This window comes from Nocardioides sp., assembly GCF_036405735.1.
Lineage (GTDB): Bacteria > Actinomycetota > Actinomycetes > Propionibacteriales > Nocardioidaceae > Nocardioides.
On record NZ_DASWXC010000051.1, the window covers coordinates 12,825 to 30,288 of the forward strand.

The window sequence follows — 17,464 nt, forward strand, 5'->3', positions numbered from 1 at the left end:
CCAGCCGTCTCGCGGTCCTTTGCCTCGGCGGAGGGTATCGGCGTTCCGCTCATGTGCGCCGCAGTTTCGCGAAGGTTGCGGCGAGACCAGTCGTGTCCCCACCGATGCGCGATCCTTGCCTGGTGGCTGACGCACCGAGCTTTCCTCCTGGCCTGAACCTTCGGACCGCTTCTGCGACCGGAGACGCAGTGTTCGGGCTCGACATCCTGGGCCGGCTCGTTGACGAACTGAGAGCCGCTGCCCAGGTGAGGCGAACCGAGCGGGCATGGGGCCCGGGTGTCCTGGGTTGCTCGATGTGGATGGACGATCCGGAGTTGATCGAGGTACTCGGTCAGATGGCGAACGCGTGTGTCGTCGTAACCAAGCAGCCGCGATGGCGCTACGACGGCGCGCGCGCCGACGCGCTCAAGGCGTTAGCGTCTTCAAACGGCTTGGCCCAGCAGGCCTACCACGAGCTCTCGGAATTGGCTCCCCCCGTGGACGGCAACCGCGTCATAGTCGGCCCCTGGCACCGCGACTGGGCGGACAACGAGATCGGGGCTGTGCGCGAAGTCGGTTTCCGCAAGGTCGGTAACCACCTCGTGCCGATCGTCCACGCCAAGATCATGCTTCTGGGGCAGATGTACTGGACCGACGAGCACCCATCAGGGCACGTCATGGACGTCATCGGGTTCCGACCAGAGCGCCTCTGGATCGGGTCCGCGAACTTCACCAAGAGCTCCCGCAGCAGTCTCGAGATGGGCATGTGGACCACCGACCCAGACATGCTCACCGCCGCCCGGCAGTGGCTGCTCTCGCTCGTCGCGATCTCCGAGCCGCTCGGAGCCGGCTCAGACTCCATGCAACCGGAGCTCGTACCTGTCGAGTACGACCATGATGCGATGGTCGAGTACATGCGTGAGGCCGCCGCCTACTCAGAGTGGGACGAAGACGACGACTAGAGGACCTGCTAGACGGAGGTCACCGATGTTAGCGTCTCGAGCTTCGCGGCCGTTTGGTCGCGACCATCCCGGATGAGCGCCCAGGCGACCTCGTCCGGCAGCTTCCACAGCTGGGTCTTCGCCTGAAAAGCGATAGGACCATCGCCGAGCCGAACGACAGTAAGGCGGCCGCCGCGAGACTCATGACGCGACTTGAAATTTGCGAGCCGCAGCTCCGTAGCCACTCGCAGTGTGGTCGGCCACCCGCGGACGAGCCAGCGGATATCACTCAGCGCCCCGGTGGCCGCCACGACCGGGACAAGAACCATCATTAGGAGTACCGCGACAACCAGCGCACCAGCAAGGGCCGTCTGCACCCAGCTTAGATGAAGCAGCGCGCCGAGAACCGAGCCACCGAAGGTCACGACGGCCGCGATGCCTAGCAACCTTGGCGTACGCCGGGTGAGGCCAGCGAGGCGCTCGTAGGGCCTCGTCGGGGGATGCTCTTCCGCGATCCCAGCCTCGATTGCGATGACGTGCTGGGGTGACGGCGATTGGTTCTCGAAGTACGTCAGACCGGTGTTGTCGTAGATCCCGCCGTCCGCGTACAGGCCGCTGGCCCCGGGCAGACCACGAGGAAGGAAGACGCCCGGGAAGGCGGCTGACGCCTCGGCGTACTCGCGGACAGCAGCAGTCGCCGAGAAGGAAGTGTGGTCGAAGGAGGCATAGGTGCCTTCGGCCAACGACGTGGCATTGAACACGAATGCGTTCAACGAGAGTTTGCGCTCGACGAACATTGGAAAGTCGCGTGGCATCGCGGTGTAGAGATTGGGGCGTCTCCTCCGCCGAGTCAGGCCGAATGGGCGATACCAGATGCCCTGCGTCCGGAAGAGCGCCAACATCATGATCGCGGCCATGGCGACGAGCGGCTGAGCCGACAAGGTCCTCCCAGCAGCCGATTGGTGACGATACTGCAGCAGGGCATAGACGAGAGCGGAGATCACGACCACTCCACTTGCGATAAGCCACCACCGGCGTCTCGGCCAATAGGCATACCGCGCAACGCGCTCTTGCACGAGCCGTAGAGCGTCTCGATCGGTTGGCGCATCGCACCAGGCCAGCTCAAGAGCAAGAAGCGCGCTGCCTGAAACCGTGCTCACGATCAGCCGCTTGCCCTGCCGCTCCGCATACTCACACACGGCATCCAGCGCGCCCACACTGAATAGCGCTGCTCGAACCCCACCACCTGAGAGCGCGACACCAAGCGTGCCGTCATCCAACCCCTCGGACGAGCCGTCGCAGCCCTGATCGGCATCGATCGTCACGCCCGCGAGCATAGAGCCGCCGTGGCGGCAACCGCAGGGATTCCGAGCGGCTCGGGAACTCAACTTCCCGGGGGACCTGTTGGTTCACTCACGCTGCGCCACTCGACGGTTGGGCCAGCGTCGCGGCCCCCGCGCACCGTCCTCACCGACAGGCGCCGCACCAATCGGACCTAGAGTCCTGAGCGTGAACCTCCCCGTGATGCCGCCCGTGCTGCCGATGCTGGCCAAGTCGGCCAAGGGACTGCCCAGCGATCTCGTGCCCGACGGCGCCGCCGCTCCGGAGCTGAGCTTCGAGCCGAAGTGGGACGGCTTCCGCTGCCTGGTGTTCCGCGACGGCGACAGCGTCGAGCTGGCCTCGCGCAACACCAAGCCGCTGACGCGCTACTTCCCCGAGCTGGTCGAGGCGATGAAGGCGCAGCTGCCCGAGCGCTGCGTGCTCGACGGCGAGGTGCTGGTCGCCCGCGACGGTCGGCTCGAGTTCGAGGTGCTGCAAGAACGCATCCATCCGGCCGCGTCCCGCATCAAGCTGCTCAGCGAGACCACGCCGGCGTCGTACGTCGCCTTCGACCTGCTGGCGCTCGGCGACGACAGCCTGCTCGACCGGCCGTTCAGCGAGAGGCGCGCGGCGCTGGAGGCGGCGCTGGCCGGGCTGCCGGCCGACGGTCCGTGCCACCTCACCCGCGTCACCGGCGACCCGGCCGAGGCGGACCGCTGGTTCCACCAGTTCGAGGGCGCCGGCCTGGACGGGGTGATCGCGAAGCCGCTGGCCGCGCCGTACTCCCCCAACCAGCGCACGATGCTGAAGATCAAGCACGAGCGGACCGCCGACGTGGTCGTCGCGGGCTACCGGCTGCACAAGACCTCCACGCCGGAGCAGCCGCTGCTGGGCAGCCTGCTGCTCGGGTTGTACGACGCCTCCCAGGGCGGCCAGTTGCAGCACGTCGGCGTCGCGGCCTCCTTCACCGCCAAGCGCCGCGCCGAGCTGATCGAGGAGCTGCGTCCCCTGGAGGTTCCGCTGGAGGAGCATCCGTGGGGCCGGTGGGCCGAGTTCCTCACCGCCAACCCGGACCGCGTGCCGGGCACCCAGAGCCGCTGGTCGCAGGGGAAGGACCTCTCCTTCGTGCCGCTGCGGCCCGAGCGCGTGCTCGAGGTGGGCTACGACCACATGGAGGGGCGGCGCTTCCGCCACACCGCTCAGTTCAAGCGCTGGCGGCCCGACCGCGACCCCGAGTCATGCGGCTACGAGCAGCTCGAGGAGCCGGTCACCTACGACCTCGCGGAGGTCCTCGGCAACGGCTCGGCGCGCGACTAGGGTCGGACTATGTCGTACGACGTCGTCCTTCTCGTCGAGCAGGCGCTCACCGCCGCCGACGCCGCTCAGGTCCGCTCGCTGCACGAAGCCATCGACGAGCCGGTCACCTATCACGTGCTCATGCCGATGGAGGACGCCGCGGCACGCATCGAGGCCTCCCTCGGCACGCTCAGCGGCGGCGAGCTGCTGGGCTCCCCCTCCCTCATGCTCAACGAGGTCGACCTCGACGCGGTCCGCAAGGACTGCCTGGACCGGGCCTCCGGCGAGCTGGAGGCGACGCTCGCGGCGTTGCGCTTCGCCGGCGCCAAGGCCACGGGCCAGGTCGTCGACACCCCGCCGGTCGAGGCGCTGAAGGCGAAGGTCGAGCAGGTCGACGGCCGGGAGGCGATCATCCTCACCCGTCCCCACGTGGTCGCGGAGTTCTTCCACCTGGACTGGACCTCGCAGGCGCGCCGCAAGATCGGCGTCCCGGTGCTCCACCTGCTGGAGCACGAGAGCTTCGACGAGCAGGCCGGCGAGGGCGAGGGCATCACCGGGGTCTGAGCCGGTGCGTTACCCACCTGTTACTGCTTGCTGTGGTTAGCGTGGCGCGTCCTTTGGCTAGCGCTGTCTAGTGTTCAGATGGTCGGCTGTTCCGGGGGGTTTCGGTCGACGGACTCGAAGCTGCACGGCGGACCGCTCCTCGTGACCCGCCAGCCTGTGGTCGGGGGACCACAGGTCAGTGCCTTCGTCGAAGGGCCCGCCCGCGATCGGGGGATCGCCAAGGCGGGCTCTTCCTTTTTCCGAGCCGGGTCTTCGCGAGGAACGAGCGGAGGCCCGCCGGCGGGGCGGCGCGGGCACCTGACATCCCCCACCATCGATCGGCGTGTCGCCGCGAGTGGCGTCAGGTGCCCGGTCGAGGGCCTCTGTCGATCCGGTTGCCGTCCGCGTCCCAGTGCTCGGCGACTTCTTCGGGAGATGACAAGGCCCCGGGGGGTTTTGCTGGCTTGCGCCGCTACGCCGTGGATCCCGGGGCTCTCTGTCGGTAGCCGACTCTACGCCTCGAGATCCGACAAGGCCAACCTCGAAGGGGATGTCGTGTCTCGGGACCAGAGGACGTTGCAGGAGTTGCTGTCCCCTGCCCGCATGGCCCCTTACCTAAGGGCCTGTGGCGAGGATTGGGAGCGGGCCGTTGACCTGTACGACTGGAACGCAAAGGTCTCGGCGGCCTTCTTCGAGTCCATCCACTACCTCGAGGTCGGCCTTCGCAACGTCATGGACCAAGCCGTGTGCGTCGCCTTCGGAACCGCGTGGCTGAGTCCGGCGTCGTCGGTACTGACCTACCGCTCCCGTAAGGCCGTCTCCATCGCGCTGGCACACGCGGGCGGCACCGCTGCTCCGCACGGCAAGGTCGTCGCCGAGTTGCCGTTCGGTTCTGGTGGTCGCTCCTCGCCGACGAGTACAACCGCCAACTCTGGCAGCCAGCGTTGAGACACGCGTTCGAGGGTCCAGTGAGGCGCCGCAGACTCCACGCTGAACTCGACGACCTCCGCCGTCTGCGCAACCGGATCGCTCACCATGAGCCGATCCACACACGCAATCTCGAAGCGGATCTCGCCCGTGTGATCGACATCGCCAGTCGTGTCGGCGCAGCCCTTGGACTGCACATCGCCGCGACGACTCGCGTTCCGAGGCTCTTGGTGAGCGCCAAGCGCCCGTAGCGCTACTTGTCGATCCGGTTGCCGTCCGCGTCCCAGTGCTCGGCGACCTTCTTCGACGGCTGCACGCGGGGCGGCTCGCCGGGCATCTTGGGATAGTCCGGCGGGAAGTTCAGCTCCCCGCCGGGCAGCGTCTCCCACAGCTCCAGCAGCGGGGTGAGGTCGTGGGCGACGTCGTCGATGCTCGACCAGGCGTCGGGGCGGTCGGCGAGCAGTTCCGGGACGGTGAAGAGGTTCAGCTCGCGGGGATCCTTCAGCCCGGCCAGCTCCTCCCAGGTCAGCGGGGTGGAGACGGGGGCGCCGGGCAGCGGCCGCAGGGAGTACGCCGACGCGATCGTCCGGTCCCGGTTGTTCTGGTTGTAGTCGACGAAGATCCGACTGCCCCGCTCCTCCTTCCACCAGGCGGTGGTGACCCCGCCGTCACGGCGCTCCAGCTCGCGGCCGAAGCCGATCGCGGCGTGCCGCACCTGCTCGAAGGTCCACTCCGGGCGGATGCGGACGAACACGTGGACGCCCCGGTTGCCGCTGGTCTTCGGGTAACCGGTGATCCCGAGCTCCTCGAGCAGCTCGCGCGCGACCCCCGCGACGCGGACGGCGTCGGAGAAGCCGGTGCCGGGCTGCGGGTCGAGGTCGAGGCGGAGCTCGTCGGGGTGGTCCAGGGAGCCGGCGTCGGCGGTTCGGCGCACCGGCCACGGATGGAAGGTCAGCGTCCCCATCTGGGCACACCAGACCGGGACCGCGATCTCGGTGGGACACACCTCCTCCGCCGTACGCCCGGAGGGGAAGGTGATCTTGACCCGCTCGAGGTAGTCGGGCGCCCCCATCGGCACCCGCTTCTGGTAGAAGCCGTCGGCGTCGTTGTCCTTGGGACCGACCGCGAGCCGCATGCCCTCGCGCCAGCCGTCCGGCCAGCGCTCCAAGGCGGTCGGCCGCTCCCGCAGCGCACGCATCAGCCCATCGCCGACGGTCGCGAAGTACTCCGCCACCATCCGCTTGGTCACCTCGGGCGTACGGTCCGTCGCCTCATAGATCACCCGGTCGGGGCTGGAGACCCGAACCGTCCGGTCACCGGCCTGCACCTCGACCGCGGGAGCCTTCGCCATGGCCCGAGGCTAGCGGGGATAGTTCTCGATCCGCTTCGTCACCACGACACTCTGCAGCACCACGTCCGGCGGCAGCGTCGCCGCGGTCCGGATCAGCCGGGCGACGACGAACGGGTCCATCATCTTCTCGTCCGGCAGGCTCCACTGCTCCATCATCGGCGTGTTCATCGCCGCCGGGTCGATGATGCTCACCCGCGCCGGCCAGCCCCGCTCGCGTGCCTCGGTCTGCATCACCTCGGCGAGCTTGTGCATCGCCGCCTTCGACGCGTTGTAGGCGCCCGCCCCGGCGCCGACGGTGAGCGCGCTGATCGAGACGACGCAGACGATGTCGCCCGGCTGGTCCTGCGGTCGGCCGGCGTCGACCAGGTGCCGGACGAACGCCCGGCCGAGGTACATCGGGCCGTGCACGTTGACACCGAAGACGCCGTGCCACTGCTCGTCCTCGACGGCCACGAGGTCGGCGCCCCGGTCCGTCCCGGCGTTGCTGACCAGCAGGTCGAAGCGAGCGCCGTGGGCGTCGGACAGGCGGCCCACGAGCGCGTCCACCGCCTCCCGGTCCGTGACGTCGAGATGAGCGGCCTCGGCGGTGCCCCCGGCCTCCTCGACCAGCTTCGCGGTCTGCTCCGCGCCGGCCAGGTCGATGTCGGCGGCGACGACGTGGGCACCGTGGCGGGCCAGGTCGACGCAGGTGGCGCGACCCAGGCCGCTCCCGCCTCCGGTGACGAGGGCTACGCGGTCACTGAGAGTCTCCATGCTGGCCGGGTTCCCCTCCGGGTGGCGACGTACTCTTGTCGACGTGGCCTACAACGTCGAGAAGTCCGAAGAGCAGTGGCGCCAGGAGCTGAGCCCCGAGGAGTACCAGGTGCTCCGGCAGGCGGGCACCGAGCGCGCGTTCACTGGTGAGTACACCGACACCGAGACCACCGGCGTCTACCGCTGCAAGGCGTGCCAGGCGAAGCTGTTCGAGTCCGACACGAAGTTCCACTCCGGCTGCGGCTGGCCGTCGTTCTACCAGCCGATCAGCGACACCATCGAGTACCTCGAGGACGACTCCTACGGCATGAAGCGGGTCGAGGTCCGCTGCGCGAACTGCGGCTCGCACCTCGGGCACGTCTTCCCTGACGGCTACGGCACACCCACTGGCGACCGGTACTGCATCAACTCGATCAGCCTCACGCTGGAGCCGGCCACCGAGTCCTGACCGCCGTACGCCATCCTTTGCCTGATTCGTTTCGAGGAAAGGCACACGGATGGCATTGGCTGAACGGCTGCGGGGCTGGGACCTGCACGGTGACGGGCGCACCATCACCGAGGGCGAGATCGTCGCCCCCCACGAGCGGCTGAGCTGGCCGCGCACGATCGGCTTCGGCGCCCAGCACGTGGTCGCGATGTTCGGCGCGACGTTCCTCGTGCCGCTGCTCACCGGCTTCCCGCCCACCACCACGCTGTTCTTCTCGGGCGTCGGCACCCTGCTGTTCCTGTTGCTGACCCGCAACCGGCTGCCCAGCTACCTCGGCAGCTCGTTCGCCTTCATCGCGCCGATCACCGCCGCGACCGCCGGCGAGGGCGGCATGGGCGCGGCGCTCTTCGGCGTCATGGTCACCGGTCTGCTGCTCGCGGCCGTGGGAGCGCTGGTCGTCGTGACCGGCACCGGGTGGATCGAGCGGCTGATGCCGCCGGTCGTCACCGGCGCGATCGTCGCCCTGATCGGCCTGAACCTGTCCGGCGCGGCGACCACGAACTTCGCCGCCAAGCCGTGGCTCGCGCTGGTCACGCTCGTCACCGTGCTCGTCGTGGCCGTCGTGTTCCGAGGCATCGCGGCCCGGCTCTCGATCCTCATCGGCGTGGTCGTCGGCTACCTCGCCGCATGGCTGGCGGGCGACATCGACTTCGGCCCGGTCGGGGACGCCGCCTGGGTGGGCCTGCCCGACTTCGCCACCCCGGACGCGACCTGGTCGGTCGTGCCGATGTTCCTGCCGGTCGTGCTCGTACTGGTGGCCGAGAACGTCGGCCACGTCCGCAGCGTCGCCCACCTCGCCGGCGACGAGACCATCAACGCCGAGACCGGCCGCGCGCTGTTCGCCGACGGGGTCGCCACGGCCCTGGCCGGTGCCGGCGGCGGCTCCGCCACGACGACGTACGGCGAGAACATCGGCGTCATGACCGCCACCCGCGTCTTCTCGACCGCCGCCTACTGGGTGGCCGGCGCGATCGCGGTGCTGCTCAGCCTGTCGCCGAAGTTCGGCGCGCTGCTCAACACCGTCCCGGCCGGTGTGCTGGGTGGCATCACCGTGGCGCTGTACGGCCTGATCGGCCTGATCGGCATCCGGATCTGGCTGGACAACCGTGTCGACTTCTCCGACCCGGTCAACCAGTTCACCGCCGCGGTGGCCCTAGTCGTCGGCATCGGCAACCTGACGCTGACCTGGGGCGACCTCACGTTCACCGGCATCGCACTGGGCACCCTCGCCGCGGTCGTGGTCTTCCACGGCATGACGGCCCTGGTGCGGCTGCGCCGCTGAGGCCAGCGACCGACGAGCCGCCGGCATCCCGGCGACCGACGCGGGACGTCATACGGTCCGGCGCCCAGGGCGACCGGACCGTATGACGTCCCAGCGGATCAGCCGATCGGCCGGCCCCCGACCAACCGGCCGGTCGGGTCGACCAGGTGGCGGACCCGCGCGAGATCGCGCGCGTCCTCGGTCGCGAACATGCCCGCTACCGCGGCCGACTCGGTGAAGGTCGGCACCAGCGCGGGGACCTGCCACGGTGCCATCGTCGCGACGACGGCGTCCGCGGCGGCGCGGCCCGCGGCGGCGGCCTCCGGGGTCGGCGCGACGGCGCAGCAGTACAGCGCGTAGCTCCCTGCGACGCTCGAGGTGGCGCCGCCGTCGTCCACCGAGCGGGCGAACGCGCCCCCGAGGTGGCGCAGCTCGGCGAACATCAGGCCGCTCCTCGTCCCTGGGCCGACCTGATCCAGCAGCGCCGTGACGGCCTCAGGGTCGAGCTCGCCCAGGACGCTGTGCGAGGCGACGGCCGGGACGGGCGTCGGCGGATCCATGTGGACCTGCAGCAGCCCGGCGGCGGGGATCCGGCCGAACGTATCGACCTCCGGTGCGAGCGCCCGCAGGGGCGCGAGCAGCTCGGCGGCGCGGTCGTCGTCCTCCAGCACCACGCCGTCGACCACGACGACGTCACGGCCGGACAGGAACGGCGGCAGCTCCGGCAGCGGCGGGAAGCTCATCACCCGCAGCGACGTACCAGCCGAGTCGGGGGCCGACCGGCTCCAGGCGGCCCACGCGGCGACCACCTCCGGCGCCCGCTCCCGGTCCCACAGCAGCATGCCGGCGTACACCTCTGCGTAGAGCAGCAGGTCGAGCTCGATCCCGACCACCACCCCGAACGAGCCGCCTCCGCCGCGCAGGGCCCAGAACAGCTCGGGGTGCTCCTCGGCGCTCGCCCGGACCAGGTCACCGTCGGCGGTCACGACGTCCAGGGCGCGCACCGAGTTGGCAGCGACGCCGTGGCGTCGGCCGTAGAACGACAGCCCGCCCCCGAGCACGTAGCCCGCGACGGCGACGTCGCCCGCGCTGCCGTGCAGCGCGGTCAACCCGTGCGGCGCGGCCGCCGCGACGACGTCGGCCCACAGCGTGCCGCCCACGACCAGCGCCCGTCGGGCGACCGGGTCGACGGTGACGCCGGTCAGCTCCGAGAGCCGGAGCAGCACCACGTCGTCGAGCGGTACGCCGTCCAGCGGGCCGGCCCCGTGACCAGTGCTGAGCGGGGCCACCCGCAGGCCGAGCCCGGCGGCCGCCCTGACAGCGGCACGCACCTCGGCCACGGTGCGGGGCACCGCCACGGCGGCCGGGCGCAGGTCGACGGCGAGGTTCCAGGCCTGGCGGGCGGCGTCGTAGCCCGGGTCGCCGGGCAGGTGGGTCTCGCAGGCGCCGCGCAGGGCGGCGAGGTCGATCTGGGACGTGGTCATCGATGCTCTCCTTGGGGTCGGTGGATGGCTCAGGGCAGCCAGAGATCGAGGTCGGCCTCGATCGGGCGGGCGACCGGCGGGTTGCACAGCTCCGCCGGGTCGAGCAGGTCGGGGTGGCAGGAGGGACAGGGCTCGGTCATGGCGGCAACACTGCGGCTCGGCGGCGGTGCGCCACCATCCCGATCCACCGGGTAGTTCCGGGCCTGGGGACCTGGTGGTCTGGACAACCCACAAATCTGGGATGTCGTCGCGGGCCGCGACGGCGGACACTTCAGGCATGCCCCGAGGACTGACCGCCGAGCGCGTGCGACAGGACGTCGACGTCGTCTCGCGTGCCGGTCTCGACCTCGACACCTTCCTCGAGGAGGCGGTGACCTCCCTGAAGCGCGCGGTGCCCTGGGTGGCCGCCTGCCTGGCGACCCATGACCCGAGCACGCACCTGCTGACCAGCGCCCGCAAGTACGGCTTCCTACGCGACGCTAACAGCCACGACCACGAGTTCGGGCTGCTGGAGTACGGCACCGTCGAGCCGACCGCCTTCACCGAGCTGGCGCAGGCCCCGGTGCCGGCAGCCGGCGTCCACCTGCTCACCGAGGGCGAGGTAGAGCGCTCCGGCCGGATGAGCCGGTTCATGATGCCCCACTTCGGGTTCGGCGACGAGGCGCGCGTGGTGTTCCGCGAAGGCCCGCAGGCGTGGGGCGCGATGGCCCTGTTCCGCAGCTCCGACGAGCAGCCGTTCGGCGCCGCCGAGGTCGACCTCCTGGCGACGCTCTCGCCGCTGTTCGCGCGGGGCGTCCGGACCGGCATGCTGGCCCGGCTGGCCGACGTACCCGAGGGGCGGGCGGCGCTCGGCCCGGCCGTCCTCGTGGTCGACAGCGACGACGAGATCGTGCAGATGAGCATGGGCGCCGAGGAGCGGCTCGCGGGCCTGGTCAGCGGCTCGGCCGCAGCCGACCCGTTCAGCCCCGTGTCGGCGCTCGTGGGTGCCGCCCGACGCTTCGCGCGCGGCGAGACGACGGTGCCGCCCCGCTGTCGTGTGCGTACGCCGGCCGGGCAGTGGCTCGTCCTGCACGCCGCTCCCCTCTCAGGTGCCGGCGAGCGCGCCGGCGAGGTCGTCGTGACGATCGAGGAGGCTCGGCCGCCGGAGATCGTCGCCCTCGTGGTGGCCGCCTTCGACCTCACCCCGCGCGAGCGCGACGTGACCCAGCTGGTGCTGCAGGGCGTCGACACCAAGGAGATCGCCGCGACGCTCCACCTGTCGAGCTACACCGTGCAGGACCACCTCAAGGCGATCTTCGCGAAGGCCGACGTACGCTCCCGGCGCGAGCTGATCGCGCGGATCTACTTCGACCAGTACGTGCCGCGGATGGGCTCCGAGCTCAGCCCCGGCGGCTGGTTCGCCTGAGCAGCGACGCCCGACGAAGGAGGGCGGCGCGTCGCCCGACGAGGCGGCACCCAAACTGTCACGGTGACAGTTCGCCACGAGAGTGACACGTCGAACTGTCACTCTCGGCGCCAACTGTCACGGTGACACTTTGGAGTGTCACCGTGACACTTTGCGGCGGCGGGAGGCCGTCAGGGCAGCCGCTGCAGCAGCTCCTGGGGCGTCACCCGGGCGCCGGTGTAGAACGGCACCTCCTCGCGCACGTGGCGGCGGGTCTCCGAGCCGCGCAGGTGGCGCATCAGGTCGACGATGCGGTGCAGCTCGTCGCCCTCGAAGGCCAGCATCCACTCGTAGTCGCCCAGCGCGAACGAGGCGACCGTGTTGGCCCGCACGTCGGGGTAGTCGCGGGCCATCTGGCCGTGCTCGGCCAGCAGCCGGCGGCGCTCGGAGTCGTCGAGGAGGTACCACTCGTAGGAGCGCACGAAGGGGTAGACGCAGACGTACTTGTGCGGCGTCTCGTCGGCGAGGAACGCCGGGATGTGGGAGCGGTTGAACTCCGCGGGCCGGTGCAGCGCCATCTGGGACCACACCGGGATCAGCCGGACGCCGAGCTCGGTACGCCGGAAGCGGTGGTAGGCCAGCTGCAGCTGGTCGCTGGTCTCGGCGTGCCACCAGACCATGATGTCGGCGTCGGCGCGCAGGCCCGCCACGTCGTACAGGCCGCGTACGACGACGTCCTCGGCCGCGAGGTCCGCGAAGAGCCGCTCGACCTCCGCGGCCTCCTCACGCCGGACCGAGTCACCCTCGTCGTCGAAGGTGAGGTCGAGCTTGAAGACCGACCACATCGTGTAGCGGACGGTGGCGTTGAGCTCGTTGAGTCGGGCGGCGTTGGTCTTGAGGTCGGCCTGCGGGTCCCTGCTCGCGTCGCTGCTCATGGCCAGCATTGTGCCAACCGGTCAGTCGCGCCCGTACCCCGCCTCCCGGGCCTTCACGATCGCCTCCGCCCGCCCGGCCGCGTGCAGCTTGGCGTAGATGCCGGACACCGCGTTGCGCACCGTCTTCCCCGAGACGTACAGCTCCGCGGCGATCTGGTCGTTGGACCGGCCCGCAGCCAGCAGCTGCAGCACCGAGCGCTCCCGGTCGGTGAGCTCCGGGAACGGCTCCGGCTCGGCGCTGGGGGCGGCGGCGACGCCGGCGAAGTACGACGCCACCTTCGCGGCCAGCGCCGCACCGAAGACCATGCCGCCCGCGGCCGCGGCACGGATCGCGTTGTGCACCTCCTCGGCCCCCGAGCCCTTGAGGAGGTAGCCGCTGGCGCCGGCGCGCATGGCGGACAGCACGGTCTCGTCGTCCTCGTTCATCGTCAGCATGACGACGCGGACCTCGGGGTGCCGGGCGGTGATGCGCCGCGTGGCCTCGAGGCCGTCCAGCCGCGGCATCTGGATGTCCATGACCACGACGTCGGGCCGGCCCTGCTCCACGAGGTGCAGCGCGTCGACGCCGTCGGCCGCCAGGCCCACGACCTCGATGCCGTCCAGGGCACCCAGCAGCGCCTGCAGCCCGTCGCGGACGATCTGATGGTCGTCGACGACCGCAACCCGGATGACCGTGCTCATCATGCCTCTCCCGACTCCTGGCGCCCGCCCACCGGCAGGCACGCCCGCACCACGGTCCCACCCGCGGCGGGACAGCTCACCTCGACCCGGCCGCCCAGCTCGGCGGCCCGCTCCCGCATGGAGAGCAGCCCGACACCGGCCTGGACGTCCTCGGCCATGCCGACGCCGTCGTCGACCACCTCGACCCGCAGTCCGTCGGGGACCCCGGCGAGCCGGACCTCCACGCGGCTCGCCCGGGCATGCCGCACGGCGTTGGTCAGCGCCTCGGCGACGATGCGGTAGACCGCGACCTCGACCGCCGCCGGCAGGGCGGCGACGCCCTCCTCGACGACGCTGGTCCGCGGTCCGCCGCGCTCGAGCTGCCCGGCCAGCTGGCGCAGCGCCCCGACCAGGCCCAGGTCGTCGAGAGCCGGCGGACGCAGGTCGTGCACCAGGCGGCGTACGTCGGCCACGACCGCCTGGACCTCCTGACTGGTCCGGGTGATCTGCTCGACCGCGGTCGCGGGGTCGCGCTCCACGAGCAGCCGGGCGCTCTCGAGCCGGAACACCACGCCGCTCAACGCGGGCCCGAGCCCGTCGTGCAGGTCCCGGCGGATCCGCCGGCGCTCCTCCTCGCGCGCGGTGACGAGCCGCTCGCGGCTCTCCTGGAGCTCCCCGGCCAGCTGGCTGGTGCGCGCGGCCGTCGCGGCCTGCCGCACCAGGTCGCCGAGCAGCTGCTCGTCCCGGCGCGACAGCCGGCTGCGCAGGCCCCGGGCGGGCAGCACCAGCCGGCCGACCTCGGACCCGCGGTAGACGATCGGCGTGGTGCGGGTCTGGGCCGGCCGGGCGCCGTACGTCGCGACCAGTCGCTCCCCGTTGGTGCGGTCGACCTCGACGCCGACGTAGCCGACCCCGAACGCCGTCGCGACAGCCCGGGCGACGGCCGTGAGCTGCCGAGGCCCCTCGTCGGTCGTCTCGAGGATCGAGGCCAGGCCCGCGACGACGTCGTAGGGGTCGGCGCGGCGGCCCAGCATCAGTCGCTGCACCCACCGAGCGAGCCGGGAGCGCAGCGGGCCGTAGAGCAGCACCGAGACCAGCAGCACGATCAACACGACCTGCCGCTGGCCGAGGGAGTCGTCGAGGAAGGTCGTCAGCGCGGTCAGGACCGCCAGGTCGGCGACCAGGATGAGACCGGCCAACGCGCCGTACACGACGGTGCGGCCGAGCAGCTCCTCGATGGAGACCAGGGTCGGGTCGACGATCGCGATCGTCATCGCCACCGAAGGCAGCAGCATGACGAGGAAGATGACCGCGTCGCCGATACCGTGGAGCTCGAGGCCGAGCGAGACGCCGGCCAGGATCGCCATCGCGATGACGCTCCACAGCAGCCAGCGCATCCGGTCCCGCTCGAGTCCGGCCGAGCGGCGGTAGCGCACGACCACCGAGAGCATCGCGACGAAGAACCCGAGCACGGTCAGCGCGTTGGTGATCGGCATCGCGATGTCGACGACGTCGCCGGGCAGCGGCAGCGAGCCGGCGTCCAGGTCGATCTCCGGCGGCAAGGTCACATCGGGGGTGCCGCGGGCCGGTGAGACCAGCAGCACGAGGTTCACCGCGACCATCACGGTCATCGTCACCCAGCCGACGACCCGCCAGCGGCCGGGCAGGAACCGGCCCGTGGGGAACAGGAACAGCAGCAGCGCGACAGCGGGGATGAGGAAGGCCCCGACCCGGTTGAGGTTCCACAGCGCCAGGTTCATCCCGGGCAGCGCGTCCGTGGCGGTGATGCCGTAGCGGACGTAGGACTGCGAGAGGCCATCGGTGGCCCAGAACAGGCCCAGCCAGCCGAGTCCCCAGCCGAAGCCCTGCCGGGCGTCACGGAAGAGGATGATCGCGGCCAGCGCGGCCTGCACGGCGCCGATCAGGGTGTAGTTCCAGCCCCAGCCGGGGGCGAGCTCCGCGCCCACGCCGTCGGGGTCCGTGGCGAGGTCGAGCCACACCGACAGCACCAGGCACGCCAGGCTGGGGACGATCAGCAGCGCGGCGGCCCAGCCGGCGCGTCGGGTGGGGGGCACCGGCACATTGTGATGCCGGTCCGGCCCCCGTGGGGCCGGACCGGCGGATTCGGCGACGGACACCTCAGCGCGTGGCGCGGAACTGCTGGTCGCCGACGGTGAAGCCGATCGCGGTCGCGAGCAGCCAGATCGCGCCCGGCAGGATCGCCATGTACTCGAACGGCGAGACGCCACAGACGACCGTGAGGCCGCCCAGGACGAGGCCGAGCCGGCCCATCCAGCGCGGGACCCCACCGCGGCGGGCGGCTGCGAACAGGCTCAGGCCCGAGAGGCCGGCGAGGACCCAGACCCACGGGATGGTGCCGGTCCAGTGGTTGTACATCGTCGCCGCGCTGTCGGCCACGACGCCGTCGTCGGCGGCCATCGCCATCATGAACTCGGTGTCGAGGCCGCTGCCCAGCACCGACACGACCGCGGTTCCCAGCAGGCCCGCGAAGGCGAGGACCGGGAGGGCGCTCGAGGCCGGCAGCGCCGTCCGGAGCCGCTGCAGCAGGCCCGCCGCGAACACGACCGTCAGCAGCGCGCTGACGACGGTGATCGAGTGGAAGGCGAACATCTGCGGCGTCTGGGTCTCGAGCTTGTCGGCGATGGCGGCGGCGTCACCGGCGATGTCGGGGTCGTAGACCGCGCTGATCATCGAGGAGGTGACGACGGTGCCGAGCGCGGCGATGCCGGCACCGATGCCGGCGAGCGCCCAACCGCGACCGACGGGGCGCTGAGCGGTGGTGTCGTCGGCACGCCCGATGTCGGCGCGTGCCGGGTTGTGGGTGGAGAAGGTGGTCATGGCGGTGCTCTCCTCGGTGGGGTGTCTCGGCGGGTGCCTCCCGCCGTCGTGAGACGACCCTCCCCGGACGGTTGTCCCACCCACCAGGGACAACGGGGCAACCTTCAGCGTTCGTGTCCCCTGTGCGGGCCGGGCACCTGACGTCGTCAACCGCCGGCCGGCGTGTCGCCGTCGAGGAGGTCAGGTGCCGGCGATCTCCGCGGCGGCGCGGTGCGCCGAGGCGATGACGGCGGGGATGCCGACGCCGTCGTACGCCGCACCGCAGACCGCCAGCCCGGGCACTGCCGCCACGGCGGCCCGGATCCGCGCGACCCGGTCGAGGTGGCCCACGGCGTACTGCGGCAGGCCGTCGACCCAGCGCTGCACATGGGTGGCGACGGGCCTTGCCCGCACGCCGGCGGCCGCGGCCAGGTCGGCCAGCGAGTCGGCGACGAGCTCGTCGTCGCCGGCCTGCGCCACGACGTCGTCGCCGTGGCGGCCCAGGCTGGTGCGCAGCACGAGCAGGTCGCCGCCGGCGCGGCGCACCCAGTCCCACTTCGCGAAGGAGAACGTGGCGGCCTTGATGCGCCGACCGTCGACCGGTGGCACGAGGAAGCCCGAGGCGGTGCCGTCGAGGGTCGCCACGTCGGCCGCCCGGAACGCGAAGGTCACCACGGCCACCGAGGCCGACTCGATCGCCCGCAGCTCGGCCGCGGCCCCCGGCGCCGTGCTGCGCAGCAGCCGCGCGGTCACGGCTGCGGGAGTGGCCACCACCACGGCGTCGGCCGGGACGGCCTCTCCCCCGGCCTCTTGCCCGGTCTCGCCCCCAGTCTCGACGAGGAACCCCTGCGCGGTGCGCGTGACCGTGTCGACCGGCGTCCCGAGCCGGACCTCGACGCCCGCCGCCAGGGCGGCCGGCAGCTGCCACATGCCGCCGGTGACACCGGCGAAGACCGGCACGTCGCTGACCGGCAGGGCGGCGGCCTGCTCCACCATCGAGCCGCGGGCGGCGAGCGTCACCAGCTGCGGTACGGCGGCGCGGACGGAGATCTCGCGCGCCCGGCCGGCGTACACACCGCCGAGGAGGGGCTCCACGAGCCGGTCGGTCACCTCGTCGCCGAGGCGCGCGGCGACCAGGTCGCCGACGGAGACGTCCTCGTCGGGCAGCCGGAGCTGCTCGGGCGGCAGGCCCGGCTCGCGGCGGACCCGCTCCATCCCCTCGTCGGTCAGCACCCCGCTCGCGGCGAGCTGGTCCAGGTCGAGCGGCACGCCCATCAGCGAGCGCGGCAGCGGCCGCAGCGCGCC

The 17,464-nt window shown here is 71.4% G+C and carries 16 protein-coding genes; 7 read left to right on the top strand and 9 right to left on the bottom strand.

All coding sequences use genetic code 11. The features are described 5' to 3' along the window. The first annotated feature begins 122 nt into the window (after positions 1 to 122). On the top strand, positions 123 to 941 hold the full coding sequence (locus VGE38_RS07565) for a hypothetical protein (RefSeq protein ID WP_331141922.1): 819 nt from the start codon (positions 123 to 125) through the stop codon (positions 939 to 941). A gap of 8 nt (positions 942 to 949) precedes the next feature. Here the strand turns inward: VGE38_RS07565 and VGE38_RS07570 are convergent, their stop codons facing one another. Further along, positions 950 to 2,245: a patatin-like phospholipase family protein gene (locus tag VGE38_RS07570; protein ID WP_331141923.1), complete on the bottom strand. Its 1,296-nt coding sequence runs from the start codon at positions 2,243 to 2,245 to the stop codon at positions 950 to 952. Positions 2,246 to 2,429: 184 nt separating this feature from the next. Here VGE38_RS07570 and VGE38_RS07575 point away from each other — a divergent pair, with 184 nt between their 5' ends. The 3 genes from VGE38_RS07575 (at position 2,430) to VGE38_RS07585 (ending at position 5,027) form a co-directional block, all read left to right on the top strand. Beyond that, on the top strand, positions 2,430 to 3,557 hold the full coding sequence (locus tag VGE38_RS07575; protein WP_331141924.1) for an ATP-dependent DNA ligase: 1,128 nt from the start codon (positions 2,430 to 2,432) through the stop codon (positions 3,555 to 3,557). Positions 3,558 to 3,566: 9 nt separating this feature from the next. After that, positions 3,567 to 4,100 carry a hypothetical protein gene (locus VGE38_RS07580; RefSeq protein WP_331141925.1) on the top strand — a complete coding sequence of 178 codons (534 nt, stop codon included), beginning with the start codon at positions 3,567 to 3,569 and terminating at the stop codon, positions 4,098 to 4,100. Positions 4,101 to 4,682: 582 nt separating this feature from the next. Next, a complete protein-coding gene (locus tag VGE38_RS07585; RefSeq protein ID WP_331141926.1) occupies positions 4,683 to 5,027 on the top strand; it encodes a hypothetical protein in 345 nt (114 codons plus the stop codon). Between the two features lie 232 nt (positions 5,028 to 5,259). Here the strand turns inward: VGE38_RS07585 and VGE38_RS07590 are convergent, their stop codons facing one another. Together VGE38_RS07590 and VGE38_RS07595 are read right to left on the bottom strand one after the other, a co-directional pair. Continuing rightward, positions 5,260 to 6,357, bottom strand: a complete 1,098-nt coding sequence (locus tag VGE38_RS07590) for a DNA polymerase domain-containing protein (RefSeq protein WP_331141927.1) — start codon at positions 6,355 to 6,357, stop codon at positions 5,260 to 5,262. 9 nt (positions 6,358 to 6,366) lie between these two features. After that, the gene (locus VGE38_RS07595) at positions 6,367 to 7,110 is read right to left on the bottom strand and encodes an SDR family oxidoreductase (protein WP_331141928.1); all 744 of its coding nucleotides are present in this window, start codon (positions 7,108 to 7,110) and stop codon (positions 6,367 to 6,369) included. A 43-nt stretch (positions 7,111 to 7,153) separates the two neighbouring features. Between VGE38_RS07595 and msrB the strand changes: the two genes are divergently transcribed. Together msrB and VGE38_RS07605 are read left to right on the top strand one after the other, a co-directional pair. Further along, positions 7,154 to 7,558 (top strand): peptide-methionine (R)-S-oxide reductase MsrB, encoded by a 405-nt coding sequence (gene msrB, locus VGE38_RS07600; protein ID WP_331141929.1) that lies wholly within the window; start codon positions 7,154 to 7,156, stop codon positions 7,556 to 7,558. Positions 7,559 to 7,607: 49 nt separating this feature from the next. Further along, the gene (locus VGE38_RS07605) at positions 7,608 to 8,879 is read left to right on the top strand and encodes a uracil-xanthine permease family protein (protein ID WP_331141930.1); all 1,272 of its coding nucleotides are present in this window, start codon (positions 7,608 to 7,610) and stop codon (positions 8,877 to 8,879) included. 98 nt (positions 8,880 to 8,977) lie between these two features. On the opposite strand, the gene VGE38_RS07610 is transcribed toward VGE38_RS07605, so the two are convergent. After that, positions 8,978 to 10,342 (bottom strand): FAD-binding protein, encoded by a 1,365-nt coding sequence (locus VGE38_RS07610; RefSeq protein ID WP_331141931.1) that lies wholly within the window; start codon positions 10,340 to 10,342, stop codon positions 8,978 to 8,980. 277 nt (positions 10,343 to 10,619) lie between these two features. Between VGE38_RS07610 and VGE38_RS07615 the strand changes: the two genes are divergently transcribed. Beyond that, on the top strand, positions 10,620 to 11,747 hold the full coding sequence (locus VGE38_RS07615; RefSeq protein ID WP_331141932.1) for a helix-turn-helix transcriptional regulator: 1,128 nt from the start codon (positions 10,620 to 10,622) through the stop codon (positions 11,745 to 11,747). A gap of 170 nt (positions 11,748 to 11,917) precedes the next feature. On the opposite strand, the gene hemQ is transcribed toward VGE38_RS07615, so the two are convergent. From hemQ to hemG, 5 genes are all read right to left on the bottom strand, one after another. Beyond that, a complete protein-coding gene (gene hemQ / locus VGE38_RS07620) occupies positions 11,918 to 12,661 on the bottom strand; it encodes a hydrogen peroxide-dependent heme synthase (RefSeq protein ID WP_331141933.1) in 744 nt (247 codons plus the stop codon). Positions 12,662 to 12,682: 21 nt separating this feature from the next. After that, a complete protein-coding gene (locus VGE38_RS07625) occupies positions 12,683 to 13,345 on the bottom strand; it encodes a response regulator transcription factor (RefSeq protein ID WP_331141934.1) in 663 nt (220 codons plus the stop codon). Continuing rightward, positions 13,342 to 15,396 (bottom strand): sensor histidine kinase, encoded by a 2,055-nt coding sequence (locus VGE38_RS07630; protein ID WP_331141935.1) that lies wholly within the window; start codon positions 15,394 to 15,396, stop codon positions 13,342 to 13,344. The genes VGE38_RS07625 and VGE38_RS07630 overlap by 4 nt, the downstream gene beginning before the upstream one ends. 64 nt (positions 15,397 to 15,460) lie before the next feature. Beyond that, positions 15,461 to 16,180 (bottom strand): hypothetical protein, encoded by a 720-nt coding sequence (locus VGE38_RS07635; RefSeq protein ID WP_331141936.1) that lies wholly within the window; start codon positions 16,178 to 16,180, stop codon positions 15,461 to 15,463. A gap of 180 nt (positions 16,181 to 16,360) precedes the next feature. Next, on the bottom strand, positions 16,361 to 17,464 hold a 1,104-nt coding region (gene hemG, locus VGE38_RS07640; RefSeq protein WP_331141937.1), incomplete at its 5' end, for a protoporphyrinogen oxidase.

Excerpts from the sequence above, each read along its gene's own strand:
- VGE38_RS07625 (WP_331141934.1), bottom strand. The coding sequence starts at position 13,345 with ATGATGAGCACGGTCATCCGGGTTGCGGTCGTCGACGACCATCAGATC.
- hemQ (WP_331141933.1), bottom strand. The coding sequence starts at position 12,661 with ATGAGCAGCGACGCGAGCAGGGACCCGCAGGCCGACCTCAAGACCAAC.
- VGE38_RS07585 (WP_331141926.1), top strand. The coding sequence starts at position 4,683 with ATGGCCCCTTACCTAAGGGCCTGTGGCGAGGATTGGGAGCGGGCCGTT.
- VGE38_RS07595 (WP_331141928.1), bottom strand. The coding sequence starts at position 7,110 with ATGGAGACTCTCAGTGACCGCGTAGCCCTCGTCACCGGAGGCGGGAGC.
- VGE38_RS07590 (WP_331141927.1), bottom strand. The coding sequence starts at position 6,357 with ATGGCGAAGGCTCCCGCGGTCGAGGTGCAGGCCGGTGACCGGACGGTT.
- VGE38_RS07610 (WP_331141931.1), bottom strand. The coding sequence starts at position 10,342 with ATGACCACGTCCCAGATCGACCTCGCCGCCCTGCGCGGCGCCTGCGAG.
- VGE38_RS07615 (WP_331141932.1), top strand. The coding sequence starts at position 10,620 with ATGCCCCGAGGACTGACCGCCGAGCGCGTGCGACAGGACGTCGACGTC.
- VGE38_RS07605 (WP_331141930.1), top strand. The coding sequence starts at position 7,608 with ATGGCATTGGCTGAACGGCTGCGGGGCTGGGACCTGCACGGTGACGGG.
- VGE38_RS07635 (WP_331141936.1), bottom strand. The coding sequence starts at position 16,180 with ATGACCACCTTCTCCACCCACAACCCGGCACGCGCCGACATCGGGCGT.
- VGE38_RS07580 (WP_331141925.1), top strand. The coding sequence starts at position 3,567 with ATGTCGTACGACGTCGTCCTTCTCGTCGAGCAGGCGCTCACCGCCGCC.